This is a genomic window from Ilumatobacter coccineus YM16-304, from assembly GCF_000348785.1.
GTDB lineage: Bacteria > Actinomycetota > Acidimicrobiia > Acidimicrobiales > Ilumatobacteraceae > Ilumatobacter_A > Ilumatobacter_A coccineus.
Genome location: NC_020520.1, coordinates 2932334 through 2957360, shown reverse-complemented (window position 1 = coordinate 2957360; position 25027 = coordinate 2932334). Strand labels below are relative to the sequence as shown.

The 25027-nt window shown below is 67.1% G+C and carries 20 protein-coding genes; 15 read left to right on the top strand and 5 right to left on the bottom strand.

Annotated features, from left to right (window positions below):
- Nucleotides 1-108 precede the first annotated feature (108 nt).
- Nucleotides 109-1341: an acyl-CoA dehydrogenase family protein gene (locus YM304_RS13345; protein WP_015442225.1), complete on the top strand. Its 1233-nt coding sequence runs from the start codon at nucleotides 109-111 to the stop codon at nucleotides 1339-1341.
- A gap of 43 nt (nucleotides 1342-1384) precedes the next feature.
- Nucleotides 1385-2521, top strand: coding sequence for an acyl-CoA dehydrogenase family protein (locus tag YM304_RS13340; RefSeq protein WP_015442224.1), 1137 nt, complete (start codon nucleotides 1385-1387; stop codon nucleotides 2519-2521).
- A gap of 47 nt (nucleotides 2522-2568) precedes the next feature.
- Here the strand turns inward: YM304_RS13340 and YM304_RS13335 are convergent, their stop codons facing one another.
- The gene (locus YM304_RS13335) at nucleotides 2569-3393 is read right to left on the bottom strand and encodes an enoyl-CoA hydratase/isomerase family protein (protein WP_015442223.1); all 825 of its coding nucleotides are present in this window, start codon (nucleotides 3391-3393) and stop codon (nucleotides 2569-2571) included.
- Between the two features lie 117 nt (nucleotides 3394-3510).
- On the opposite strand from YM304_RS13335, the gene YM304_RS13330 reads away from it, so the two are divergent.
- From YM304_RS13330 to YM304_RS13320, 3 genes are all read left to right on the top strand, one after another.
- Entirely contained in the window at nucleotides 3511-4548 is a 1038-nt protein-coding gene (locus YM304_RS13330) for a YHYH protein (protein WP_015442222.1), read from the top strand.
- A gap of 33 nt (nucleotides 4549-4581) precedes the next feature.
- Nucleotides 4582-5256, top strand: coding sequence for a DUF305 domain-containing protein (locus YM304_RS13325; RefSeq protein ID WP_015442221.1), 675 nt, complete (start codon nucleotides 4582-4584; stop codon nucleotides 5254-5256).
- 103 nt (nucleotides 5257-5359) lie between these two features.
- Entirely contained in the window at nucleotides 5360-5923 is a 564-nt protein-coding gene (locus YM304_RS13320; RefSeq protein ID WP_015442220.1) for an eCIS core domain-containing protein, read from the top strand.
- A gap of 9 nt (nucleotides 5924-5932) precedes the next feature.
- On the opposite strand, the gene leuS is transcribed toward YM304_RS13320, so the two are convergent.
- Nucleotides 5933-8809 (bottom strand): leucine--tRNA ligase, encoded by a 2877-nt coding sequence (gene leuS, locus YM304_RS13315; protein ID WP_015442219.1) that lies wholly within the window; start codon nucleotides 8807-8809, stop codon nucleotides 5933-5935.
- Nucleotides 8810-8929: 120 nt separating this feature from the next.
- Here leuS and YM304_RS13310 point away from each other — a divergent pair, with 120 nt between their 5' ends.
- Nucleotides 8930-10126: a serine hydrolase domain-containing protein gene (locus YM304_RS13310; protein WP_015442218.1), complete on the top strand. Its 1197-nt coding sequence runs from the start codon at nucleotides 8930-8932 to the stop codon at nucleotides 10124-10126.
- A 21-nt stretch (nucleotides 10127-10147) separates the two neighbouring features.
- Here YM304_RS13310 and YM304_RS13305 read toward each other — a convergent pair whose 3' ends face one another.
- Entirely contained in the window at nucleotides 10148-11416 is a 1269-nt protein-coding gene (locus YM304_RS13305) for a cytochrome P450 (protein WP_015442217.1), read from the bottom strand.
- Nucleotides 11417-11521: 105 nt separating this feature from the next.
- Between YM304_RS13305 and YM304_RS13300 the strand changes: the two genes are divergently transcribed.
- The gene (locus YM304_RS13300; protein WP_041298301.1) at nucleotides 11522-11842 is read left to right on the top strand and encodes a hypothetical protein; all 321 of its coding nucleotides are present in this window, start codon (nucleotides 11522-11524) and stop codon (nucleotides 11840-11842) included.
- A 51-nt stretch (nucleotides 11843-11893) separates the two neighbouring features.
- Here YM304_RS13300 and pdxR read toward each other — a convergent pair whose 3' ends face one another.
- On the bottom strand, nucleotides 11894-13276 hold the full coding sequence (pdxR, locus tag YM304_RS13295; RefSeq protein ID WP_015442215.1) for a MocR-like pyridoxine biosynthesis transcription factor PdxR: 1383 nt from the start codon (nucleotides 13274-13276) through the stop codon (nucleotides 11894-11896).
- A 93-nt stretch (nucleotides 13277-13369) separates the two neighbouring features.
- Between pdxR and YM304_RS25060 the strand changes: the two genes are divergently transcribed.
- The 3 genes from YM304_RS25060 to YM304_RS13280 are packed head-to-tail and all read left to right on the top strand — an operon-like array spanning nucleotide 13370 to nucleotide 16461.
- Nucleotides 13370-13822: a hypothetical protein gene (locus YM304_RS25060; protein WP_015442214.1), complete on the top strand. Its 453-nt coding sequence runs from the start codon at nucleotides 13370-13372 to the stop codon at nucleotides 13820-13822.
- Nucleotides 13819-14712 carry an NAD-dependent epimerase/dehydratase family protein gene (locus YM304_RS24780; protein ID WP_015442213.1) on the top strand — a complete coding sequence of 298 codons (894 nt, stop codon included), beginning with the start codon at nucleotides 13819-13821 and terminating at the stop codon, nucleotides 14710-14712. Before YM304_RS25060 ends, YM304_RS24780 begins: the two co-directional genes overlap by 4 nt.
- Nucleotides 14713-14766: 54 nt before the next feature.
- Entirely contained in the window at nucleotides 14767-16461 is a 1695-nt protein-coding gene (locus YM304_RS13280) for an AMP-binding protein (protein WP_015442212.1), read from the top strand.
- A 69-nt stretch (nucleotides 16462-16530) separates the two neighbouring features.
- Here YM304_RS13280 and YM304_RS13275 read toward each other — a convergent pair whose 3' ends face one another.
- Nucleotides 16531-17514 carry an LLM class F420-dependent oxidoreductase gene (locus YM304_RS13275; protein ID WP_015442211.1) on the bottom strand — a complete coding sequence of 328 codons (984 nt, stop codon included), beginning with the start codon at nucleotides 17512-17514 and terminating at the stop codon, nucleotides 16531-16533.
- Between the two features lie 152 nt (nucleotides 17515-17666).
- Between YM304_RS13275 and YM304_RS13270 the strand changes: the two genes are divergently transcribed.
- From YM304_RS13270 to YM304_RS13250, 5 genes are all read left to right on the top strand, one after another.
- A complete protein-coding gene (locus tag YM304_RS13270; RefSeq protein ID WP_015442210.1) occupies nucleotides 17667-18302 on the top strand; it encodes a TetR/AcrR family transcriptional regulator in 636 nt (211 codons plus the stop codon).
- Between the two features lie 442 nt (nucleotides 18303-18744).
- Nucleotides 18745-20520, top strand: coding sequence for an ABC transporter substrate-binding protein (locus YM304_RS13265; protein WP_015442209.1), 1776 nt, complete (start codon nucleotides 18745-18747; stop codon nucleotides 20518-20520).
- Between the two features lie 116 nt (nucleotides 20521-20636).
- On the top strand, nucleotides 20637-21602 hold the full coding sequence (locus YM304_RS13260) for an ABC transporter permease (protein ID WP_015442208.1): 966 nt from the start codon (nucleotides 20637-20639) through the stop codon (nucleotides 21600-21602).
- The gene (locus YM304_RS13255; protein ID WP_015442207.1) at nucleotides 21599-22552 is read left to right on the top strand and encodes an ABC transporter permease; all 954 of its coding nucleotides are present in this window, start codon (nucleotides 21599-21601) and stop codon (nucleotides 22550-22552) included. Before YM304_RS13260 ends, YM304_RS13255 begins: the two co-directional genes overlap by 4 nt.
- Nucleotides 22549-24627: an ABC transporter ATP-binding protein gene (locus YM304_RS13250; protein ID WP_015442206.1), complete on the top strand. Its 2079-nt coding sequence runs from the start codon at nucleotides 22549-22551 to the stop codon at nucleotides 24625-24627. Before YM304_RS13255 ends, YM304_RS13250 begins: the two co-directional genes overlap by 4 nt.
- Nucleotides 24628-25027: the final 400 nt, after the last annotated feature.

Below are 25027 nucleotides of genomic sequence, written 5' to 3'. Positions count from 1 at the left end.
GACCGGCCAGCGGCGACGGCCGACCAGCGACGACGAGCGCTCGGCCGATGCGACACCCGCACCCCGTACACGAAATGATGTCTCCCACGCTCACAGAGGAGTTGCGCAATGGATCTGACGGCTGACACCGATCAGGAAACGTTCCGAACCGAGGTCAGGTCGTTCCTGACCACACACCTGCCCGACGATTGGCAGGGTTACGGCGCGCTGTCGGAGGCCGAACGCCAGGAGTTCGCACCTCGCTGGCGCGAAACACTGCTCGGCAACGGCTACCTCGCCGTCGCCTGGCCCAAGGAGTACGGCGGCGCCGGACTCGGGCTCATGCAACAGGTGATCGTCCAGGAGGAGTTCGTTCGCGCCGGCGCACCGCTGCTGCCGATCCCGTCCGATTCGTTCGGCTTCAGCCTGATCGGCCCGACGATCCTGCATGCCGGCACCGACGACCAGCGCGCCCGCTTCCTGCCGAAGATCGTGTCGGGCGAGCACCGCTGGTGTCAGGGCTACTCCGAGCCCGAAGCGGGCAGCGACCTCTTCGGCTTGAAGACGCGAGCCGTCCGTGACGGCGACAACTGGATCGTCAACGGGCAGAAGGTGTGGCAGACCGCCGGCCTCCACGCCAACTGGATCTTCGCCCTCGCCCGTACCGACCCCGACGCTCCCAAGGCGAAGGGGCTCTCGATGCTCCTGCTGCCGATGGACCAGCCGGGCGTCGAAGTGCGACCGATCCGGACGATGACCGGCCGCGAGGAGTTCTGCGAGGTGTTCTTCACCGACGCCGTCACCCACGTCGACAACATGGTCGGCGAGGTCAACGACGGCGCTCGGATGACGATGACGCTGCTCGGTTTCGAGCGCGGCGCATCGTCGGGCGCTGCCTACCTCCTGCACCGACAGGAACTCGAGCGCCTCTGCGACCTCGTGCAGGAGCAGGGGCGGGCCGACGACCCGTGGATCCGCCAGGAGTTGGCCTGGTGCTTCTCGAAGGTCGAGATCTTCAAGTACCTCGGGCTGCGCACGCTCACGCGAGCGGCGAGCGGCAAGTCGCCCGGCCCGGAGTCGTCGATGTCGAAGCTGTACACGAGCGAGTACCACAAGCGCGTCGCCCGCCTGTCGATGGATGTTCTCGGACTGCGGTCGACCTACGCCGGGGGAGCGGAAGCGGTCGCCGACCTCGGACCCGAGCCGCTCGGCTCGCCCAACTCTCCCGCAGCCTGGCAGCGGGTCTACATGACCTCGCTGGCCGCGACCATCTACGGCGGATCGAGCCAGATCCAGCGCAACACGCTCGGTGAGCGGGTGCTCGGTCTGCCCCGCGAACCTCGGCCCACCACGACCGGCTGACGCACCCCACTCTGCGAACCGACTTCATCGAAACGAGATCGACGTGAACTTCTCCCTGACCGACGAACAAGAACAACTGCAGGATGTCGTCCGCGGCATGCTCGCCGACCGGGCGCCGTTGACCTCGGTGCGCAAGGTGACCGCCGACGAGGCCGGATTCGACCGATCGCTGTGGAGCACCATGGCCACCGACGTCGGGCTGCACGGCCTCGCCATCCCAGAGATGTACGGCGGATCGGGCTACTCGTTCGTCGAACTCGCGATCGTGCTGAAGGAGATGGGTCGTGTCCTGCTCCCCGGACCGTTCTTCTCCTCGGCGGTCCTGGCGGCGCAGGTGCTGCTCGCCTGCGACGACGAGGCAGCCAAACGCGATGTGCTGACGACCATCGCCTCGGGCGAGCAGATCGCGACGGTCGCCTACCTCGAATCGGAGTCGGAGTGGTCGACGTCGGCAGCGGCCGCGACCGCGAGGCTCGACGGCGACGACCACCGAATCACGGGGTCGAAGCAGGTCGTCACCGACGCACACCACGCCGACGTGCTGCTCGTGACTGCCACGACCGACGACGGCGTGACGATCTTCGCCGTCGACGCGCAGGCCGACGGCGTGTCGGTCCGCCTCGACGAGCCGATGGATCCGACGCGACCCGTGAGCGCGGTCGAGTTCGCCGACAGTCCGGGGCGGCCGATGTGCTCCCTCGGCAGCGGAGGCGACGCACTCGCTGCAGCACTCCACGTCGTTGCCGCCGGCTTGGCCTGCGAGCAGGCGGGAGCCGCGCAGGCGGCACTCGAGATGGCGACCGAGTACGCCAAGAACCGCAAGCAGTTCGATCGGGCCATCGGCTCGTTCCAGGCGATCAAGCACATGCTCGCCGACGTGCTGCTCGACAACGAGTCGGCCGACGCCGCCGCCTTCTATGCGGCCGCTGCGGTGGGCGACCTCCCCGACGAGGTGGCGGTGACCTCATCCCTGGCGCTCGCGTTCGCGAGCGACGCGCTGCTGTCGGCTGCCGAGACGAACGTGCAGGTCCACGGTGGAATCGGGTTCACCTGGGAACACGACGCTCACTACCTCATCCGTCGTGCGCTCACGTCGAGGCAACTGCTGGGTTCGGCACAGCAACACCGAGAATCGCTCGCCCAGCACCTCCTCGACCGCGACGGCACCCGAGCCTCCTGACCACCGCCCGTCATCCGGTGTCAGACACCCGATGACGGGTTTGCGGGCTACAGGCCCTGCCAGTTCGGGGGGCGCTTCTCGACGAACGCCGCGCGCGCCTCGGCGATGTCGCCGTTCGCGCTGCACATGATCTGAGTGCGGTTCTCGATGTCGAGGGCATGACGCAGCGACGGCGCATCGACCGTCTGCCACATCGTCTCCTTGGTCATCCACGTCGCGAAGGGAGCGTTGCCGCGGATCAGCTGTGCGGTCTCGAGCGCCCGGTCGACCACGGCGCCGTCGTCAACCACGTCGATCACCAGCCCCATCGACTCGGCTTCGTCGGCTCCGAAGATCCGAGCGGTGAGCATCAGTTCGGCCGAGCGCGACGCGCCGACGAGCCGTGGCAGGAAATAGCTCGTTCCCATGTCGCAGTTCGACACTCCGACCTTCAAGAACACGGCACCGAACGTCGCCGACGACGCAGCGAACCGGATGTCGCACGCCAGGCTCATGGCGAACCCACCGCCGACGCACGGGCCGTTGACCGCCGCGATCCACGGCTTGCGCGACCGGTGGATCTTCTCGTGGAGTGTGGCGAGATGGTCCTGCCACATGAATCCGCTCACGGTCGGCGACACGTCGTCGGCGCCCGGTGCGGCGCCCTGGCTCTGGAGGTCGAGACCAGCGCTGAACCCTCTGCCGGCGCCGGTGACGATCACCGCACGCACCGAGGGGTCGAGGTCGACGGCGGCGACCACGCGCTCCAGCTCGGAGATCATCGTCGACGTGATCGCGTTGAGCCGATCCGGTCGGTTCAAGGTGACGAGAACGATGTCGTCGTCGGGTGCGCTGACGTCGATCGTCGAGAGGTCGGAAATCGCAAAGCTCATCCAACGAGTATGGGCGAGACGACCGACCCTCGGTGGGGTCGAGCGGCCCGTGGATCTTTGTCGTTTCTTTACCGAACCCGACGGGTTCACACGGAATCACCGGACAGGCTGCCCTCCGTGAACAAGACACTCATCCTCCTGGCGACCGGCACGCTCGCCCTCGCCGCATGCGGGTCGTCCGACGACGCCGCCTCCGACATCCCCGAGACCGCGGTCGTCGGCGACACGGCTGCTCCAGCGACCGACACGCAAGCCGACACGGGCGAAGGTACCGACGACGACCCCGGTGAGACCGACCTCGGCGACGAGAACACGACCGAGGAGACGTCAGGCGACGAATCGGTCGACGCCACCGATGCCGTCGACCCGGAGACGACCGGTTCGTCGGCATCGAGCACCACCTGCGAAGAGACCGCAGCGTTGTTCGCCACCGGGCCGTCGGTCAACCCGGACCTCGCCGATCCCGAGTCGAGCGCGACCTGCACCGGCGAGTCGATCGTCATCACCTCCAACGGCATCCCCGACTACACCTACATCCAGACCTCGCCCGGCGATCCCGACGCCGCCGACCTCGAGTTCGTCATCACGGCAACCCCCGAGCACGCCGACGAGACCACCGCCATCCCGCTCCTCGGATCGGCAGCGGTGTCGCTGACCGGCGTGCCGATCTACGGGCCGACCGAAGGCACCGGGGGTGACGTGCTCTCGCTCGTCGGGGCACTGAGCGAATGCGGCAGCCACAACGGCCCGACCGGCTTCCACATCCACCTCCTCGGTACGAGCGAGAACACCGACTGCCTGTTCACGCCCGACGAGGTCGCCGAGGCGCCGCAACTGGTCGGCTACGCCTTCGACGGCTACCCGATCTACACCGGCAACGACCAGTACACGTCGTCGTGGCAACTCACCGACGAGTCGTTGTTCGCCACCGACACCTGGGCAGCGCACAGCTACGTCGAAGGTTCGGGTGACCTCGACGAATGCAACGGGCTCACCGACGCCGACGGCAACTACGCCTACTACACCACCGACACGTTCCCGTATGTGCTCGGTTGCTACTCGGGCGTCGTCGATCTCGACACCGTGGGGTCGGCTGGTGGCGGAAACGGAGGCGGACCCGGCGACGGTCAGGGCTCGCCTCCCGGCGACGGCTGACCACCCGACCGAATCGATGGAGCGCAACGACCCATGACACCACTCTCCCGACGACGCCTCCTCGTGGCTGCCGCAGCCGGGTCGGCCGGCGCCGCCATCGGCTACGGAGCGCGGACGGCGACCGCCGCCTCCACCGATGGCGGTGACCCCAGCGCCGCCGACATCGGATTCTGTACCGACATGGCAGCCCACCACGTCCAGGCCCTCGCGATCTGTCAGCGGGTGATCGGCCGCGACACCGGCGACGCCGTCCAGGCAGCGGCCGCCGAGGTGCTGCAGAACCAGGCGATCGAGGTCGGGATGATGCGAGCGTGGCTCACGGATTGGGGCGAGTCGACGAGTACGCCCGAACTGGTGATGGGCTGGATGGGCGCGGGCGATGGCGACGGCGTGCCGATCGACCGAATGCAGGGCTACGCATCCGACGACGCGCTCCGTGAACTCGCACAACTCGACGGCCTCGAGCAGGGACGCATGTTCCTCGAGATGATGCGCGAACACCACGTGGGCGGTGTCGCCATGGCCGAGCACGCGGCCGCGGTGGTGAGCACCGAGAAGGTGCGGCGACTGGCAACGACGCAGGCGCAGGTGCAGACCTTCGAGATCAGCCAGTACGACCTGCTGATCGCCGGCACCTACGATCTCGACGGCTGGGTGACGCCTGCACGTCTCGAGACCTCGCCCTGGATCTGCGAGATCGAGTACTGACGCCGGTAGGTCGTCGGCTCCGCGCTCCCGGCACTCGAGCAGGCCGGGTTCGCGGCGATTCGTGCGGCGAACCCGCGCGCTGGGCTACGGTCGCCGCAAGTCAATGATCGAACACAGCAACGAATCGCAACACGATGTGGCCGAACCCGTGCGTGCCGCCGAGGCCGCTCCGGCACCCGACTCGGTGCAGCGCGCCCCAGCGCCCGTCGACACCGCCATCGCCGCTGCCGTCGGCACGAACTTCTCGGTGCCGCCGTCGACGCCTCGCGTACAGCGCATGGCGGCGCGTCCCGCCGGCGCGAGCGACGCACCTGCGATTCGTCGAGCACCGACCGACGTCATCCGGCGCAAGGGCGACAACGACACCGGCCTGCCCGACAGCCTGAAGGCCGGGATCGAACGGTTGAGCGGGTTCGCCATGGACGACGTGAAGGTGCACTTCAATTCGTCGAAGCCCGCACAGGTCGGTGCGCACGCGTACGCCCTCGGCACCGACATTCACGTCGCCTCCGGCCAGGAGCGGCACCTCCCGCACGAGGCGTGGCACGTCGTGCAACAGAAGCAGGGACGCGTCAAGCCGACGACCCAGATCTCGACCCCGGTCGAGCGTGACGACGCGCTCGAAGCCGAAGCCACGAAGATGGGCGATCAGGCGCTCAACGGATAGCGCCCGAGGTCAGACGACGACGTTGATCATGCGCCCGGGGACGACGATCAGCTTCTTCGGTTCGCCACCAGCGAGCGCCTCGACGACCTTCGCATCGGCGAGCGCCGCCGCTTCCACGTCGTCGTTGCCGGCGTCGGCCGCGACTTCGATCTTGCTGCGGACCTTGCCGTTGATCTGAATCGGCATCTCGATGGTGTCGTCGACCAGCATCGCCGGATCGGCGACCGGGAACTCGACATAGGTGACGGTGCCGTCGGAGTCGGCCGAGCGTCCGAGACGCTTCCACAACTCCTCGGCGATGTGCGGCACCAACGGAGCGAGCATCGTCACCATCGGCTCGGCGATCTCTCGCGGCATCGAGTCGAGCTTGGTGACCGCATTGTTCAGTTCGATCAGCTTGGCGATCGCGGTGTTGAACCGGAGCGCGTCCATCTCGGTGCGCACGGTGTCGATCGTGCGATGCAACAGCTTGAGCGTGTCGGTGTCGGCCGGCTCGTCGGTGACGATGCACTCGCCGCTCTCCTCGTCGACCATGTTGCGCCACAGGCGCTGCAGGAAGCGGTACATGCCCACGACATCGCGGGTCTCCCACGGACGCGAGGCGTCGAGCGGGCCCATCGCCATCTCGTAGAGGCGCAGCGTGTCGGCGCCGTACGCCTCGTACATCTCGTCGGGTGACACGGCGTTCTTCAGGCTTTTGCCCATCTTGCCCCACTCACGCGTGACGGGTTCGCCGTGGTAGGTGAAGCCCGAGTCGGCGTCGCCTTCGACCTCGGTGGCCTCGACGTAGATCTCGCGCTCGTCCTTGAACGCGGCGGCCTGGATGTAGCCCTGGTTGAACAGTCGGGCGTACGGCTCGACCGACGACACGTGGCCGAGGTCGAACAGCACCTTGTGCCAGAAGCGCGCGTAGAGGAGGTGGAGCACGGCGTGCTCGACGCCACCGACGTACAGGTCGATGCCACCGGGATGATCGGGACGCACGTCGGTGCGCGGCCCCATCCAGTACTCCTCGTTCTCACGGGCGCAGAAACGCTCGTCGTTGGTCGGGTCGATGTAGCGCAGTTGGTACCAGCACGAACCGGCCCACTGGGGCATGACGTTGGTGTCACGCCGGTACGTCTGCACGCCACGGCCGTCACCCAGATCGAGTTCGATGTTCACCCAGTCCTGCAGGCGGTCGAGCGGGCTCTCCGGGTTCGACATCGCGTCGTCGGGCTCGAACGTTCGCGGTGAGAACTGGTCGGTCTCGGGCAACTCGACGGGCAGCAGTTCGTCGGGAATCGTGTGCGGGCGACCTTCGTCGTCGTACACGATCGGGAACGGCTCGCCCCAGTAGCGCTGCCGGCTGAACAGCCAGTCGCGCAGCTTGTAGTTGATGGTGGCCTCGCCCGCACCCTTCGCTTCGAGCCACGCGTTCATCTTCTCGATGCCCTCGGCCTTGTTGTCGATGCCGTTCAGGTCGAGTTCGTCGTTGGCCGACTGCACGTAGGGGGCGTCGCCGATGTAGGCCGTGGGCCAGACGGAGGTGTCGAGCGTCGGCTCGATGCCGTGTTCTTCGAACCACGCTGCGGGCGGCTGCTGGATGGCCGGGATCGGCAGATCGAACTTGCGGGCGAACTCGAAGTCACGCTCGTCGCCGCTCGGCACTGCCATGATCGCGCCGGTGCCATAGCCCATGAGCACGTAGTCGGCGATCCAGATCGGGATCTGTTCGCCGTTGACCGGGTTGGTCGCGTAGGCCCCGGTGAACACGCCGGTCTTCTCGCGCGTGTCGTCCTGGCGCTCGAAGTCCTTCTTGGCGGCGGCTTGCCCGCGGTAGGCGGCGATGGCGTCGGTCTGGCCGGCATCGGCCAGTTCGTCGACGAACGGATGCTCGGGCGACAGCACCATGAACGACGCGCCGAACAACGTGTCGGGGCGGGTGGTGAAGACCGTGATGTCGCCGGCAGGGGAGGCGAAGTCGACTTTCGCTCCCTGGCTCCGGCCGATCCAGTTGCGCTGCATCGCCTTGATCGCGTCGGTCCAGTCGAGCAGTTCGAGGTCGTCGATGAGGCGATCGGCGTACTTGGTGATGCGCATCATCCACTGGCGCATGTTGCGCTTGAACACGGGGAAGTTGCCGCGGTCGGAGCGGCCGTCGGCGGTGACTTCCTCGTTGGCCACCACGGTGCCCAACCCCGGGCACCAGTTGACGGGAGCGTCGCTCACGTAGGCGAGGCGATGATCGTCGACGATCTGGTGCTGTTCGGCGACCGGGATGTCGGCCCACGCCCGGCCGTCGGGTGTGGCGCGCTCACCGGACTCGAACTCGGCGATCAGTTCGTCGATCGGGCGGGCGGTTGCGCGTTCGTCGTCGTACCAGGCGTTGAAGATCTGGCTGAAGATCCACTGTGTCCAGCGGTAGTAGTCGGGATCGGTGGTGGAGATCGAGCGACGGACGTCGTGGCTCAAGCCCAAGCGACGAAGCTGACGCCGCATGTTGGCGATGTTCGCATCGGTGGTGATCGCCGGGTGCGTACCGGTCTGCACTGCGAACTGCTCGGCGGGCAGACCGAAGGCGTCGAATCCCATCGTGTAGAGGACGTTGTGGCCGGTCATCCGCTTGTAGCGGGAGAACACGTCGGTGCCGATGAAGCCCAGCGGGTGGCCCACATGCAGGCCGACGCCCGACGGATACGGGAACATGTCTTGTACGAACAGCTTCTCGCCGCGCGCCGCGACCTCGTCCGGGTCGGCGAGCGGACCGACCGGGTTGGGGGTCTCGAACGTGCCGTGCTCGTCCCACCAATCCTGCCACCCGACCTCGATGCTCTGGGCGAGCTCGGCGTTGTACCGATGCACGGGAGTGTCGGGCGTTGCGGAGGTGGGGGATTCGTCGCTCATAGCAGCGGCCAAGCCTACGGCCGCGTGACCCCGAGGCCAGGTACCGATTCGTCTCCGGTCGGCGAGCAACCCCTCGAGCGCAGCGCTCAGGCATGTCCTGTCGGCGGCCGAAGAGGCTTCGTGGCAGAGAACCCGGAGTCGTTGATCTACGGTCTGCGCATGGTCGTGATCAACGGAACAGTCGCCGACGGATTCGGAAAGGTCGCCGACGCGTTCGCGCAGAACTTCGCCGACTTCCCCGAGCTGGGCGCCGGCTTCGCGCTCGTCGCCGACGGCGAACTCAAGGTCGACATCTCGGCGGGCGTCGCCGACAAGGCATCGGGACGGCCGTGGGATGCCGACACGCTGCAACTCGTGTTCTCGACCACGAAGGGCGCCGCCGCGATCTGCGTGGCACGGCTCGTCGAAGCCGGGAAACTGTCGTACAGCGACACCGTGGCCACCCACTGGCCCGAGTTCGCTGCCAACGGCAAGGGCGAGGTCACGGTCGCCCAGATGATGAGCCACCAGGCCGGGCTCCCGTACGTCGACGCACCGCTCACCATCGACCAGATCCTCGAGGTCGGTCCGGTCGTCGAGGCGCTCGCCGCGCAGACGCCGATCTGGGAGCCCGGCACGGCGCACGGCTACCACGCCGTCACCTACGGGTGGCTCGCCGGCGAACTCGTCCGTCGAGTCGACGGTCGCTCCATCGGCACCTACTTCGCCGACGAGGTGGCCGGACCGCTCGGACTCGACTTCTGGATCGGCCTCCCGGAGTCGGAAGAACCCCGGGTGAGCACGCTCGAGGCGTCGGCACCGCCGTCCGACCCCGCCGAACTCGCGCTCATGCTGCAGGTCATGGGCCCAGGAACCATCGGGTTCAAAGCGCTGACCATGAACGGGTCGCTGATGGCGTTCGGCGCCGAGAACCCGTTCAACACCCGAGCGCTCCACGCCACCGAGATGCCGGCCGCGAACGGCATCACCAACGCATCGAGCCTGGCACGCATGTATGCCGCCACGGTCGGTGAGGTCGACGGCGTGCGACTGGTCGGCGCCGACACGATGCGAGCCATGTCGACCGAAGCGGTCAACGGGCCCGACGAAGCGCTCGTCGCCGAGACCCGCTTCGGCATGGGCTTCATGCTGAACAACGAGCTCGTTCCGTTGCTCAGCCCGACGTCGTTCGGTCATGCCGGAGCCGGCGGCTCGCTCGGCCAGGCCGATCCCGAATCGGGGGTGGGCTACGGCTACGTGATGAACCAGATGATGAGCGGCATCGCCGGTGACCCACGCACCGTTCGTCTCAACGACGCCGTTCGGGCCTGCCTCTGACGACGCTCGGCCCGCCGAACCTCAGACGCTGAACTCGCACGGCATCCGTTTGATGCCGTTGATGAAGCCCGACACGAGGCGGTCCGGTTCGCCGGTGATCTCGAGATCGGGCAGCTGGCGGAAGATCTCGTCGTACATGACCTGGATCTCGCGACGCGCCAGGTTGGCGCCCAGACAGAAGTGCGGGCCGCCGGCGCCGTACCCCTCCATGTCCTTCGTGTTCGGACGGGTGATGTCGAAGCGGTGACCGTCGGGATACACCGCCTCATCGCGGTTCCCCGACCAGTACCACATCACCACCTTCTCACCGGCTGCGATCGCGGTGTTGCCGATCTCGACGTCGTGGTTGGCGACTCGGCGCATGTGGATGACCGGCGACGCCCAGCGCACGATCTCGTCGGCGGCGGTGAGCGACATCTCGTCGAAGTTGTTGCGCAGCAGTTCTCGTTGGTCGGGGTTGTGCGTGAGCTGGTGCATTCCCCAACTGATCGCATTGCGAGTCGTCTCGTTGCCGGCGACGGCGAGCAGGATGAAGAACGAACCGAACTCCTCCGGCGTGAGCCGCTGACCGTCGACCTCGGCGTGCATGAGGATCGATGCGATGTCGTCGGTCGGCTTGCTGAGCCGACTCTCGCCGAGCTGTTGCGCGTAGTCGAACATGCCGGCCGCACCGAGGATGAGGCCGTCGAGATCGAGTGTGAAGTCGGGGTCGCCGGCGCCGAGGATGATGTTGGTCCAGTCGAAGATCTGCTGTTCGTCTTCTGGTGGAACGCCGAGCATGTCGCAGATGATCTGCAAGGGGAGTGGCGCCGCGAACGACTCGACGAAGTCGATCGGGGCGCCGGTCGCCGCCTTCTCCTTCGCCGCCTCGACGAGCGACTTCGCCCGCACTCTGACCGACTCCTCGATCGCCGCCACGGTCTTCGGCGTGAAGCCCTTCTGCACCAGCATTCGGAACTTGGCGTGGCGCGGGTTGTCCATCACGATCATCGATCCGAAGAACTCGAGCGTCTCCGGAGGTTGCTCGCCCAGCGTGATACCTGACGCCGACGAGAACACGTCGGCCTTGCGGTTGACCTCCTTGATGTCGTCGTAGGTCACCGCCGACCAGAACCCGGGCCCGGTGACTCCGCCCTCGATCGTCGAGATCTCCTCGTGGAAGCACATGCCGTCACCGTGTTTCGATTCGTGCCGCATCGCGGCGAACGCCTCGTCGCGTTCGTCGAGCGACTTCATCCAGAACTCGTTGTCTCCCAGATGGGCATCCAGCACGGTGCGGTACTCAGGCATGTGTGCATGTTGTCACAGCCGATCGGAGTGGCGCCCGGCCGGCACCTGAACCGATCGAACGCCTCCGGGCCATCCGATGCGCCGGGTGACACCTACCATTCACGCATGGCGTTGGAGATCATCTGCCCACGGTGCGAGTCGGATGCGCATCTGTCGGGCGTGCCGCTCGGTGACGGGAACATCGAGTTGACGTGCGCCGAGTGCAAGATCTCGTGGCAGCGCGACCCGCGTCCGAAGTGCCCGACGTGCGGCGGCGACGACCTCTATCACAAGCCGCAGGTCATCTTGGAGAAGTCGCGTGGCACGCAGATGTCGGTGCAGGGCATCCACATCGAGTACGGCTGCTGGGACTGCGAGCCTCCCGAGGTGAAGGTGCGCGGCGGACGAACTCACCACCTCCCCGATCGCCTCGGCGGCAGTCAGTAGCGCCGGCCCGTGTCTCCTCCGATCCAGGTCCGAGGGAGAGACGGGGGCGGGTCACAGGGCGGCGAGTACGCCGGCGAGCCGTTCGAGCGCGGTGGGGAAGTGGTGCTCGCTCGGACGGCTGAAACCGATCGAGAAGCCGGGCCCCGCAGCGGTCGATCGATGGTGGGTCATCAGGCCGAAGAGTCCGACCGATGCGGCATCGCTCGCGGTGAGAATCGTGGTTTCGTCGAGACGGTCGGTGGCGATCCTCGCCATGACGTGGAGGCCAGCGGCACCGTCGCCGAGCGCGAGCCAGGGCGCGACCTCGGCCAGGGTCGACCGGAGTGCGTCGCTGCGCCGCCGATAGCGCACCCGCATCTGGCGGACGTGCCGGTCGAAGTCGCCTCGCTCGATGAAGTCGGTCAATGCGAGCTGATCGATCGTCGACACCATCGAGCGGAGGTTGGTCACGCGCATCAGATCGGCACGCAACGGTTCGGGCACGACCATCCAGCCCAGGCGCACCGCAGGTGTCAGCGACTTGCTGGCGGTTCCGACGTAGATCACCCGATCGGGTCCGAGTCCTTGCAGCGCCCCGACCGGGCGCCGGTCGTAGCGGTATTCACCGTCGTAGTCGTCTTCGATGATCCACGCGTTGCGCTCGCGAGCCCAGTCGACGAGTGCGGTGCGACGCTCCGATCCGAGCGTCGCGCCCGTCGGGTACTGGTGTGCCGGCGTGACGACCACGGCGCCGACGTCGCTCGCCCGCAACCGGTCGACGTCGATGCCACCCTCGTCGACCGCGACCGGAACCGTCCGAAGCCCGGCGGCTCGCAGCAACTGCACGTGCATCGGCAGCGTGGGATCCTCCACGCCGATGCGCTCGACGCCACGATGGCGCAGCATCTCGGCCACGAAACCCAGCGCGGCGGCGTATCCACCGACGACCCGGATGGCGCCTTGGTCGGCTTCGACCGATCTGGTCCGGCCGAGGTACCCGGCGAGGATGGATCGAAACTCGGCGACGCCGCGCGGGTCGGGATAGCCGAACGCCGAGTCGGGAGCGCCGTTGGTCACCCGCTTGACCGACCGCAGCCAGCGCGTTCGCGGAAACGAGCTCGCATCCGGTTCGCCCGGACGGAAGTCGTGGAGCGGTGCCGGTCCGAACGGGTCGGGTTCGTCGTCGACCGTCGGCGGCGCGCGAAAGCGAGCCACCCGAGTCGCGCTGCCGTGCTCGGCGCGCAGGTATCCCTCGGCGTTCAGCTGTTCGTAGGCGGCGACGACCGTCGACCGTGAGAGGCCGAGGTCGACCGCCATCGCTCGTGACGACGGGAGCGCCGTGCCCTCGGCCAGTCGTCCGGAGCGAATGGCCGACCGGATGGCCACCTCGAGTGCCGTCCTCCGGGGGCCGTCGGCAGCGAGCTCGAGTTGGATGTCGAGCTGCGTGTCGGCCACCACGTCATCGTAGGCGCTGGCGCCGAAGTGGTCTGCCTCGATTGCTGCAAACTGGTCTTCCTGCGCCGACCACTCGTCGGTACCGTCGCCGACGTGACGCTGCAACGATGGAAACGAATCGCACTGGGCTATCTCGCGGTGGTGACCGGGCAGATCGGCCTGTGGGCACTGCTCGCACCGCGGTCGTTCTACGACGACTTCCCCGGACTCGGCCGAGCCTGGGTGTCGGTCGACGGGCCGTACAACGAACACCTCGTCCGAGACGTCGGCGCGCTGAACCTCGCCATCCTGGCCGTGTTCGTCATCGCCTGGTTGCGCCTCGACCGCAACTCGGTCACCCTCGCCGGAGTGGTCGCACTCGTGTGGGGCGTGCCGCACGCGAGCTACCACGTCGTCAACACCGATGGCCTAGGGAGCGGCGACCTCGTGGCGAGTCTGCTCGGCCTCGGCCTCTTCGCACTGCTCGGCGCCGGCTTGCTCTGGGCGGCCCGCCGCAGCGACGAACCGACCGCAGATGCGGTCGCGGCGACGACGGTGGCGTCGTGAGCTCCCGGATCTTCGTCGCCGGTGCCACCGGCGTGCTGGGCAGACGGGCGGTGCCCGCCCTCGTCGACGCCGGACACCTGGTGACGGCGAACGTTCGCAGCGACGATGCCCGCCGACTGGTGGAGTCGTACGGAGCCGCCGCGACGACGGTCGATCTCTTCGACCCGGAAGCGACCCGGCGCCTCGGCGACGATCACGACACGATCGTCAACATCGCCACGGCGATCCCGACCGGAGCGTCGGCGGCGCGACGTTCGGGCTGGGCCGTCAACGACCGGCTGCGCACCGAAGCCGCCGACAACCTCGCCGCCGCAGTCGCCCGGCCCGGCGGACGCTACGTGGGCGAGTCGATCACCTTTCCGTACGTCGATCGTGGCGACGACTGGATCGACGAGCGTGTCGCGACGTCGTACTTCTGGGGAAACGAGAGCTCCCGTCACGCCGAAGCCGCGGCCGCATCGGTCACGGCCGCGGGCGGTGTGGGGACCGCGCTCCGGTTCGCGATGTTCTTCGCCGACGACAGCGCACACGTCGCCACCTTCCGCACCGTGGCCAAGGGAGGCGTGCTGTCGCTCCCCGGCGCGGCGGATGGCTACTTCTCGTGGGTGCACGTCGACGACGCCGCCGCGGCGGTCGTGGCGGCGGTCGAGGGGCCGGCGGGGCTGTTCAACGTGGCCGAGCCAGAACCCGCTCGGCGCGCCGACCATGCCGCGGCACTCGCAGCAGCGCTCGGGCGGCGTTCGCTCCGCCTGATCCCGTCTCCGGTCGCCCGCGCCGCCGGCGCAGGACTCACCTCGCTCGCCCGTTCGCAACGGATCTCGTCCGACGCGTTCGCCTCGGCCACCGGGTGGGAACCGCGCCGTCGTGTGGTCGACGCGTGGGGCGGGTGAAACGAGACGCTGCGTCCTGAATGGAGCGGGTGGGTGGCGGCTAACGTCGCGCCGATGTTGCTCGATTCGACCATCTCCCGACTCGAAGCCGCTGCCGACTCCGGAACCGGCGTCCGCTTCGTCGGCAACTCGGTGATGCCCGACGGCGAGCCCGTGTACGTCGGCTGGAACCAGATCCACGACGAGGCCCGCGTCGTCGGCGCCGCCTTGCAGGCACGCGGACTCGTCCCGGGCGACCACGTCGCCGTGCTCGGCCCGACCAGCCGCGAGCTCATCACGATCGTGCGCGGCTGCTGGCTCGCCGGTGTCGCGTCGATGGTGCTGCCGCTGCCGATGCGGATGGGATCGCTCGATGCGTTCATCGAGTCGACCCGAGCCCGCATTCGGCACGGCGACGCGAAGCTCGTTCTGATCGACCCGCTCCTCGCCGACTTCTACACGGCGGCGGAGGGCGACCCACCCATCGAGTCGATGGCGTCGGTCATGCCTGGCTCGTCGACGGCGCCAGGCGCCGAGGCGCTCGAGAGCCCGCCGCACGATCCCGAGCGGCTCGTGATCCTGCAGTACTCCAGCGGGTCGACGGGGGAGCCGAAGGGCGTGATGATCCCCGACCGCGTGTTGTCGGCGAACCTCGACGCGGCATGCGAGGCCGCCGTCCTCGGCACCGGTGAGGTCATGGTCTCGTGGCTGCCGCTCTATCACGACATGGGCCTCGTCGGGTTTCTCGCCCTGCCGATGACGAAGGGTGTCGACCTCGTCCAGGCCGCGCCCCAGGACTTCCTCGGCCATCCCGGCAACTGGATGCAGTGGATCTCCGACCACCGCGGCTCGGCGACCGCCGGCCCGAACTTCTCGTGGGTGTTGGCCACCCGCGCGCTCAAGCGCATGAAAGAACTCGATCTGTCGTCGCTCACGCTCGCCCTGTCGGGCGCCGAACCGGTCGACCCGAGCGCCGTCGAAGCGTTCGTCGACGAGGCGGCGAGGTTCGGCTTCACCCCGGGTGGCGTCTTCCCCGCCTTCGGCATGGCCGAAGTGGCGATCGCCGGAGCGTTCCCCGAGCGGGGCCGCGGCCTGCAGACCGACACCGTCGACCGTGTGGTGCTCGAGACGCAGCGGGTGGCCAAGCCGATCGATGCCGATGATCTCGAGGTCAGTGCACGACGACTCCCACTGCTCGGCAAGGCCGTGCCCGGCATGGAGATGAAGGTCGTCGACCCCGACAGCCGGGAGGAACTGCCCGAGCGTCACGTGGGGGAGTTGCTGCTGCGCGGCACCTCCGTCACCCCCGGCTACTACAAGCGTGACGACGCCACCGCGGCGCTGTTCCGTGACGGGTGGCTGTGCACCGGCGACCTCGCCTACCTCCTCGATGGCGAACTCGTCATGTGCGGTCGCATCAAAGACGTCATCATCGTCGGCGGACGCAACGTGTTCCCCGAAGACATCGAACGAGCGGTCGGCCCGCTCGACGGTGTGCGCGCCGGCAACGTCATCGCCTTCGGCATGGAGGGGTACAAGGGCAAGGAATCGGTCGTCGTCGTCGCCGAAGTGCGCGTCAGCGACACGTCGGGTGGCCTCGACGAGATCCGAGCCCGCATCCACGAGCGCACGCTCGACGTGTGCGGCCTGCCACCGCGCGACGTGATGCTGGTGCAACCAAGCACCCTGCCGAAGACCTCGAGTGGCAAGCTCCAGCGCGGAAAGTGCCGCGACGAATACCTCGCCGAAGAACTCGCGCTCGTCGACTGACGAGGCGAGCCATCACGACCATCCCGTGGCCGGGTCGGCTCGCCCCGTCGTGTCGAGCGCGTCGCCGGGTCAGGCGAAGAGCGGCGACAGCGTGTTGCCCAGCAGTTCGACGCGGCCCTCGATGAACCCGTTCGGGATCATGTTGATCGTGAACCCGTCGAGGCCGTCGTGCTGGGCGAGGAGGCCGGCGAAGTGCTCGCCGACCTCGTCGGGATCGCCCCAGGTGATGAGGTCGAGCCACGGAGCGAGTTCGTCGGCACTCATGTTCGCGGCGTCGAAGCCCCGACGCGTCAGGTAGGCGAGCATGTCGGCGTAGGCCTCGTCGTGTGTGGGCGCGATGCACACGTTCTTCTGCTTCGACACCACGATCTCGGAGCGGTCTCGCCCGAGCTGCTCGCAGTGCCCGGCGAGCACGTCGAGCTTGCGGGCGATGTCGCCGTCGTCGCAGATCAGGTTCGATTCGTCGGCGTACTGCGCGACCATGCGCAGCGTCTTCTTCTCGCCGCTCCCGCCGATCATCACCGGCACCTTCGACACGGGCGGCGGCTGGTTCATCGCGTCCGATGCCTGGTACCACGCTCCGTCGAGGCTGGCCGTCTCGCCGCGCAGCATCGGGATCACGATCTGCAGCGACTCCTCCAGCTTCTCGAAGCGTTCGGTGAACGTGCCGAACTCGATACCGAAGGCGTCGTGCTCCATCTCGAACCAACCGGCACCGATACCGAGCATGCCGCGGCCCTGCGACACGATGTCGAGTGTCGTGACCGTCTTCGCCAGCACAGCCGGGTTGCGGTACGTGTTGCCGGTGACGAGCGACGACAACATGACGTTCTGGGTCTCGCGCGCCAGGGCCGAGAGCAGCGAGTAGCACTCGAGCATGTAGTCGTCGGGATCGCCGATCATCGGAAGCTGATAGAAATGGTCCATCACCAACACGGTGTCGAAGCCCGACCGGTCGGCCTCGCGAGCCTGCTGTGCGATCACGTCGAAGAGCTCTGCCGGTCCGACGCCGGGGTAGGTGAAGTTGGGAATCTGATAGCCGAGGCGTGTCATGGTCAACGATTAGAACACTGTTCCAATCGTCTGTCAAGCGTGCGGGTCCTGCGTCTCGCTGCTCGGCCGTGCCGTTCGATGTGGCGGTCGTCGTGACCGATGTGGTCGGTCGGTGTCGGTGGGGGAGGTTCGGGGTCGTAAGATCGCCCGGCATGAGCGACGGATGGGTTCGACGGCAGGAACGCACACGGCGTGATGTCCTCGATGCGGCCGGAGCGGTCATCGCCGAGGCGGGAGTCGACGGCTTGACCATGCGCAAGCTCGCCGAACGCGCCGGCGTCGCCGTCGCCACGCTCTACAACCAGTTCGGCGACCGTGACGGCGTGCTCGTGGCGTTCGTGAGCAGCGGCCTCGACCAGCTCGAAATCGATCTCGACGCGCAACCGCCCGTGGGTCCGGTCGAGACCACGAGGTGCCTCCTCGAAGCGTTCGACGAGTCGTTCTCCGCCGAGCCCGAAGTGTGGCGGCCGATCTTCGCCTCGCTGAAGTCGGGCCCGGGGCCGCTCGGCATGGGGGAAGTGGGCGATCGCGTCGTCCAGTACATCGAGAACGACCTCGCCAAGGGCGCTGCCGACGGGATGTTCGCGATCGAGCTCGACGTCGAGCGTCTGGCGCGCCACATCTTCAACACGCGAATGGCGCGCCTCGAGAAGTGGGCGCAGGGAGCCATCGACTGGGAGACGTATCGCGCCTCCTCGCGGCTCGGCCTCGAGCTCAGCCTGGCGGCGGTGCTCGTCGACGGGTTGCGGTCCGAGGCGCTCAGCCGGTCGGGCATCGGAATCGTCTGATTCTCGTCGAAGGCGACCACCCTCGGTGGTCGTCTTCGGTCTCGCGGTGCGCTGCGTCAACGGTTCTGCGGCGGTTTCGTCACCATGTTCGTCGTCGTCATCTGCTCGGTTTTCGGCGCCCTCTCGGCCACGTGTCGGGTCGCCGGGGGTGGGGTGCCGCACGTCGCTCGCGGCGTGGTCGAGGAGGGGGTCGCCGGCCCACCGATGGGGCCGTTCGGGCGGTGAATTTCTGGCGACGATCGTGCCCAAATCGTCCGGATTCAGGTAACTGTGACGGATGTCATACCCACGATGTGGGACAGTGTTACATTGTGAAACAGCCGAACGGAGTGCCTCTGCCGCGAGGGGGATGGTTTGGGTCCGAACATGTCGATGGTTATGGTCGCTGTGTCGAGGGACTCTTGATCTCGCGGCGTGAACTCACACCCATAGGGGGAAACACATGGACTGGAAGCGTATTGACTGGGCCCGACGTCAGGGCGGGCCGATCGAGGCCGACCTGATCGAGGCCTACGCAAAAGGAAAGATCAATCGCCGCGCGTTCGTGAAGCGCGGCAGCATCATCGGACTCTCGATGCCGCTCATGGGCGCCGTGATCGCCTCGTGTGGCAGCGACGACGGAGAAAGTGCTCCGGCCACCGACGGTGACAGCGCACCCGCCACCGACGGCGATGCCGCACCGACGACCGAAGGCGAGAGCGCTCCGGCCGCAGCAGGCGGCGACGTCATCGCCGGTATCCAGACCGGCGACGCCAACTCGGGTCTCGACCCGGTCAACATGCTCGACCTCGGCACCTACGCCGTGCTCTCGCAGAGCTTCGAGTACCTCGTCGGCCTCGGCGACGACGAGAACATCGGCGCAACCGCACTCGCCACCGAGTGGGCGCCGAACGACGACGGCTCGCAGTGGACCTTCAAGCTCCGCGAAGGCGTCGAGTGGATGGACGGCAGCGGCATGCTCACGTCCGCCGACGTCGCCGCCACGATCGACCGCATGGTCGCCGTCGGTGCCGGCCTCGCCGGTGTCGTGAGCGAAGGCGCCACCGAGACGCCCGACGACAACACCGTCGTCATCAACCTCGATTCGCCCAACGGCAACCTGCCGGTCCTGCTGTCGCTGTTCAACCCGCAGTCGCTCATCACCCCGGTCGACTACGAGAGCGGCACCGTGCTCAACGACCGCACGACGGGCACCGGTGCCTGGATGCTCGACGACTTCGACGCCACGTCGTTCCGTGCCAAGTTCGTCCCGAACCCGAACTGGTGGGGCTCGGCCGTCAAGCTCGACAGCATCACGCTCCAGGGCTTCGAGAGCGGTGGCACCAAGGTCGCCGCCTTCGCCGCCGGCGAGATCGACGTCATCCAGGACTTCTCGATCTCCGACGGCGCCACGCTGCTCGATGATTCGAGCGTCAAGGTGCTCAAGCCGCCGTCAGCGAACCACCGCCAGGTCTGGTTCAACACGCAGCTGCCCGAAGGTGGCCCGTTCACCGACCCGCGCGTCCGTCAGGCCGTCTGCTACGCGATCAACCGCCAGCAGCTCGTCGACACGATCTACGAAGGTCAGGCGCAGATCGCCAACGACCACCCGATCTTCCCGACGCTCCCGTTCTTCGACGAGACGCAGGAACAGCGCCCGTACGACCCCGAGATGGCCAAGCAGCTGCTCGCCGACGCCGGGTACCCCGACGGCTTCTCCTCGACGCTGCAGGTCGGCGACCTCGGCGAGATCCCGGCCATCGCCGCGATCGTCGAGCAGAACCTCGCCGCCGTGGGCATCACCACGCCGGTCAGCGTCACGCCGAACTCCGACTTCTACGGCGAGTACTGGTGCACCGGCGCCGACTACGGCACGCAGCCCGAAACGGGTGGCCCCGGCCGTCCGTGCGGCGCCTCGGCCGACATCGGCATCGTCGACTACGGCCACCGCCCGACCCCCGACATCTTCTTCGGTCGTGCACTGGCAACCGACGGTGACTGGAACTCGTCGAACTACGCCTCGGCAGAGTTCGACGGTCTGTTCGCCGACTACCAGAGCGCCGTCGACGTCGAGGGCCAGAAGGAAGCCGTGGGCCAGATCCAGCGTCTCCTCCATGAGGATGCGCCGGCCTGCTACCCGTTCTTCTTCAACTACCTCTCGGCGACCAGCGACAAGATCTCTGGTTTCCAGACCACCGCACTGGGGCACCTGTTGTTCCAGAACGCAACGAAGAGCTGACCGAGCCTCCAACTCGTCAACCAAGTAGATCAGTGATGGCGGGGGGAGTGGTCGATCCACTCCCCCCGCTTTCGCGTATCCCATCAGTTCGATCAAGAACCCACACGGAGTAACACGTGATCCGATTCATCATCCGACGACTATTGCTGGCACTGGTCACGCTGGCGATCCTGCTCGTCGTCATCACCCTCATCCCGAACATCGCGCCGGGAGACCCGGCACGAAAGATCGCCGGCGGCACCGCGTCGCCCGAACGGCTGATCGAGGTGAGCGAATCGCTCGGACTCCGAGACTCCGTCCTCACGCAACTCTCGAAACTCGCCAAATCGGTGTTCACGCTCGACTTCGGCGAATCGTTCTCGGTCGCCACGGGCGAGCCCGTCATCAGCGTCGTCATGGAAGCCGTCGGCAACTCGGCCAAGCTCGTCGTGTTCGCGCTGATCGTCATGGTCCCGCTCTCCGTGCTCGGCGGACTGGTCGCGGCGTACAAGAAAGACACCTGGATCGACCGCACGATCGTCAACACCGGGCTCGCCTTCTCGGCGATTCCCGACTTCGTCGCCGGCGTGTTCCTCCTGGCCTTCCTGGCCGTTCCGTTCGACTTCTTCAAGGTGCAGGGCAACCCACCGCCCGATTCCAGCATCCTGACCCAGATGCAGCACCTGCTGTTGCCCGTTCTCGCGGTGCTGATGGTCTATTTCGGCTACATCGCCCGCATCACACGAGCCGGCACGATCACGGCGCTCGAGTCCGACTACGCCCGCACGGCGTTCATGCGTGGGCTCACCACCCGAGACGTGTTCCGCAAGCACATCGCCCGCAACGCGCTGCAGCCGACCGTCGCGGTGCTGGGTACCCAACTCGGGTACCTGTTCGGCGGCATGGTCGCGCTCGAGAAGGTCTTCAGCTATCCCGGAGTCGGCAACCTCGTGTTGCGAGCCGTCGACAAGGCCGACTATCCGGTGCTGCGCGCCGGTGTGCTCGCCGTCGCCATCATCTACATGTTCGCAACGCTCTGCGCTGACCTGCTCGTTGCCTACATGAACCCGAGAGCACGCGTCAGCATGGGGGACAACTCATGAGCGGAACGAGCGAAACGACGCCGACCGGCGGCGCCGAGCCGAACGACGGCCTCGTCGACGCGGCGAACGCACCGATCGTCGACGACGAAGACGGCCCGATGGTCGCCACGCGGGCGCAGGTCCGCCGCGAGCAGCGAGCGGTGTTGTTCAAGAGTCCCGGGTTCATCATCGGCGTCGTCATCGTCGGATTCTGGGTGCTCGCCGCACTGTTCCCCGGCTTGCTGAGCTCGGTCGAACCGAAGGAGTTCCCCGAGATCGGCGCCCGAGCCAATCCGTTCCAAGGTGACGCCTGGCTCGGCACCGACGGACGGGGGTTCGACGTGTACGCCCGAATCATCTACGGCGCACGTCCGATCCTGATCGTGGCTCCGATCGCCACGGCCGTCGCCATCATCGTCGGCACGTTCCTCGGCCTGATCATGGGCTACTACCGAGGCTGGGTCGACGAGGTGTTCAGCCGAGTGATCGAGGCGATCCTGTCGATCCCGGTCATCCTGATGGCGATCCTCGTCGTGTTCACCTTCGGGCGCTCCCGAGTGGTCATCATCGGCACGATCGCCCTGCTGTTCGTCCCGGCCATCACCCGCACCATCCGGTCTGCAGCCGTCACCGAGTCCGAACTCGACTACGTGACCTCGGCGAAGATGCGCGGTGAATCGAGCGTCTTCATCGTCGGACGCGAGATCTTGCCCAACGTGACCGGTCTCGTCGTGGTCGAACTCACGGTTCGCCTCGGCTACGCCGTGTTCACCTACGCCACGCTGGCGTTCCTCGGGTTCGTGGGCACCAATGTCACCGACGCCGACTGGGGGATCGACGTCAGCGAGAACTACGAGCAGATCATCCGAGACATCTGGTGGCCGTCGATCTTCCCGGCGCTCGCCATCGCCAGCCTCGTCGTTGGCGTCAACCTGATCACCGACTCGATCGACAAGGCCCTCAAGTCATGACCTCCGCTGAAACCACTCCTGCTTCGACCATCACCGACGCGTCGACCGCGGCGCTCGCGGTCGACGACCTCCACCTGTCGTACATCGTGCGCGGGACCCCTCGTGCGGTGCTGCGCGGTGTGACGTTCGAGGTCCGACCTGGCGAGGCCTACGGCCTGGTCGGGGAGTCGGGCTGCGGCAAGTCGACGAGCGCCTATGCCGCGCTCCGATACCTCCCCGGCAACGGACGCATCGACGAAGGCCGAGTCATGTCGAACGGCAAAGAGCTCACGGCCATGTCGGCGCGCGAGCTCCGCGAGTTCCGTGCTCGCGAGGCGTCGATGGTGTTCCAAGACCCGGTGCAGGCCGTCAACCCCGTGCTGAAGATCGGTCGGCAGGTGGCCGAAGCGTTCGAGGTGATGGGCCAGTCGAAGAGCGAGGCCCGTGTCTCGGCGCTCGCCGCGCTCGAGCGCGTGCGGATCGCATCGCCCGAGAGCGTCATGGAGCGGTACCCGTATCAGCTGTCGGGCGGCATGCTGCAGCGCGTCGTGATCGCCATGGCGTTGGCCTGTGATCCGAAGCTGCTCGTGCTCGACGAGCCCACGACGGGGCTCGACGCCACGGTCGAAGCCGAAGTGCTCGACCTCGTTCGCGATCTGCGCTCCGAGCTGAACTCGGCCATTCTCCTCATCGCTCACAACCTCGGTGTCATCCGCACCATGTGTGACCGCGTCGGCGTCATGTACGCCGGACGCATCGTCGAAGAGGGCACGGTCGAGGAGGTCTTCGACAACCCGAGCCATCCGTACACGATCGGCCTGCTCAACTCGATTCCGCGCAAGGGCCTGCAGAAGGACGACCGCGAGCTCTTCACCATCCCGGGCAACCTGCCGCAGATCGGTGACCCGCTGCCCACGTGCGTGTACGTCGATCGCTGCCCCATCGCCACCGATCTGTGTCGCACCGAGGTGCCGCCGATCGTGCCGCGGAGCGATGGTCACTGGACTCGGTGTCACCATCCCGATCGACTCGACGACATCCCGGAGCCGGTCGAGATCTCCGAGACGGTGCCCGTCGGCACCGAGGAGATCATCGGTGTGCACGGCATCTCCAAGACCTTCACCCAGCGCGGGCACGAGGTGCCGGCGCTGGTCAGCGTCGACCTCGGCTTCGCAGAGGGCGAGACGTTGGGACTCGTCGGTGAATCGGGCTCCGGCAAGTCGACGCTCGCCAAGACCATGCTCGGCGTGCACGAAGCCGATGACGACGGCGGTGCGATCACCCTGCGCGGCCGCAAGATGGCCGGCAAGGCGACCCAGCGCGTCGAAGAGTCGATTCGTTCGATCCAGATGGTGTTCCAGAACCCCGACTCGGCCCTCAACCGGGCGTGGACCGTGCGGCGCATCCTCACTCGCTCGATCACCCGCCTGACCGGGCTCAAGGGCGCCGAGGCCGACGCCCGGGCCGTCGAGATCGCGAAGGCGATGCGGCTGTCCGAACGGCACCTCGACATGCGGCCGAGGCAGTTGTCGGGTGGTCTCAAGCAGCGTGTGGCGATCGCCCGGGCCTTCGCCGGCGATCCGAACGTCGTCGTGTGCGACGAACCGACGTCAGCGCTCGACGTGTCGGTGCAAGCGGCCATCCTCAACCTGCTGGCCGGACTGCAGCGTGACGAGCGCACCAGCTATCTGTTCATCAGTCACGACATCAGTGTCGTGCGGTACCTGGCCGACCGGATCGCTGTGATGTACGTGGGTCGCATCATGGAGATGGGACCGGTCGACGCGATCTTCGCCGGGGTCAATCATCCGTACACCGAGGCACTGCTGTCGGCGGTGCCGAGCGTCGACGGCCAGGCCGAGAACCGGATCCCGCTCACCGGCGAGATCCCGTCACCGGCGAACCCGCCGTCGGGCTGCGTCTTCCACACTCGATGCCATCGTGTGGTCGAGGGCCTCTGTGACGTGACCGAACCGGAGATGCGCGAGCTGTCGCCAGGGCACAGCATCAAGTGCCATCTGTCGGTCGAGCAGCTCACGACACCGGTCGAGATCTCGCCCAGTGCGGTGCTCGCCGACGTGGCACCGATCGACTGACCGGAACCGCTCGATCCGGGCGTCGGAGCGCTCAGCGCGCCCGTCGCCCGACCCCAGCAGCGACTGCGTCAGAAATTTCTTTGCAGAAGGTTGTCGGACCGGCCCAGGTCGGTTAGCTTAGCTCTTCGCTTCACGGCGGCACTCGCCGCCGGAAGAGCAAGTGGAAACACTGCCAGAGTAGGCGAACGCCCAGCTCAGAGCACTTTCCTTCGGATCCTTGAAAACGGAAGAGAAGACAGAACGCCAATGCGGGCAGTTCAGTAGGCGGCCTTCGGGTCGCTTCGAGAGGCTGTCTTGTCAATTCTGCTGTCGACATCCCTGTCGGCGGCAACACGAATACAATGGCTGTTCGTTTGATGCGTCGGTTTTGCCGGTGTTGATGATGGATGGCCGAATCCAG

Coding starts and splice junctions, on each gene's coding strand:
- YM304_RS13265 (WP_015442209.1), top strand. CDS start 18,745: ATGGACTGGAAGCGTATTGACTGGGCCCGACGTCAGGGCGGGCCGATC.
- YM304_RS13335 (WP_015442223.1), bottom strand. CDS start 3,393: ATGAGCTTTGCGATTTCCGACCTCTCGACGATCGACGTCAGCGCACCC.
- YM304_RS13280 (WP_015442212.1), top strand. CDS start 14,767: ATGTTGCTCGATTCGACCATCTCCCGACTCGAAGCCGCTGCCGACTCC.
- YM304_RS13270 (WP_015442210.1), top strand. CDS start 17,667: ATGAGCGACGGATGGGTTCGACGGCAGGAACGCACACGGCGTGATGTC.
- YM304_RS13250 (WP_015442206.1), top strand. CDS start 22,549: ATGACCTCCGCTGAAACCACTCCTGCTTCGACCATCACCGACGCGTCG.
- YM304_RS13275 (WP_015442211.1), bottom strand. CDS start 17,514: ATGACACGCCTCGGCTATCAGATTCCCAACTTCACCTACCCCGGCGTC.
- YM304_RS13320 (WP_015442220.1), top strand. CDS start 5,360: ATGATCGAACACAGCAACGAATCGCAACACGATGTGGCCGAACCCGTG.
- YM304_RS13325 (WP_015442221.1), top strand. CDS start 4,582: ATGACACCACTCTCCCGACGACGCCTCCTCGTGGCTGCCGCAGCCGGG.
- YM304_RS13345 (WP_015442225.1), top strand. CDS start 109: ATGGATCTGACGGCTGACACCGATCAGGAAACGTTCCGAACCGAGGTC.
- leuS (WP_015442219.1), bottom strand. CDS start 8,809: ATGAGCGACGAATCCCCCACCTCCGCAACGCCCGACACTCCCGTGCAT.
- YM304_RS13305 (WP_015442217.1), bottom strand. CDS start 11,416: ATGCCTGAGTACCGCACCGTGCTGGATGCCCATCTGGGAGACAACGAG.
- YM304_RS13255 (WP_015442207.1), top strand. CDS start 21,599: ATGAGCGGAACGAGCGAAACGACGCCGACCGGCGGCGCCGAGCCGAAC.
- YM304_RS13300 (WP_041298301.1), top strand. CDS start 11,522: ATGGCGTTGGAGATCATCTGCCCACGGTGCGAGTCGGATGCGCATCTG.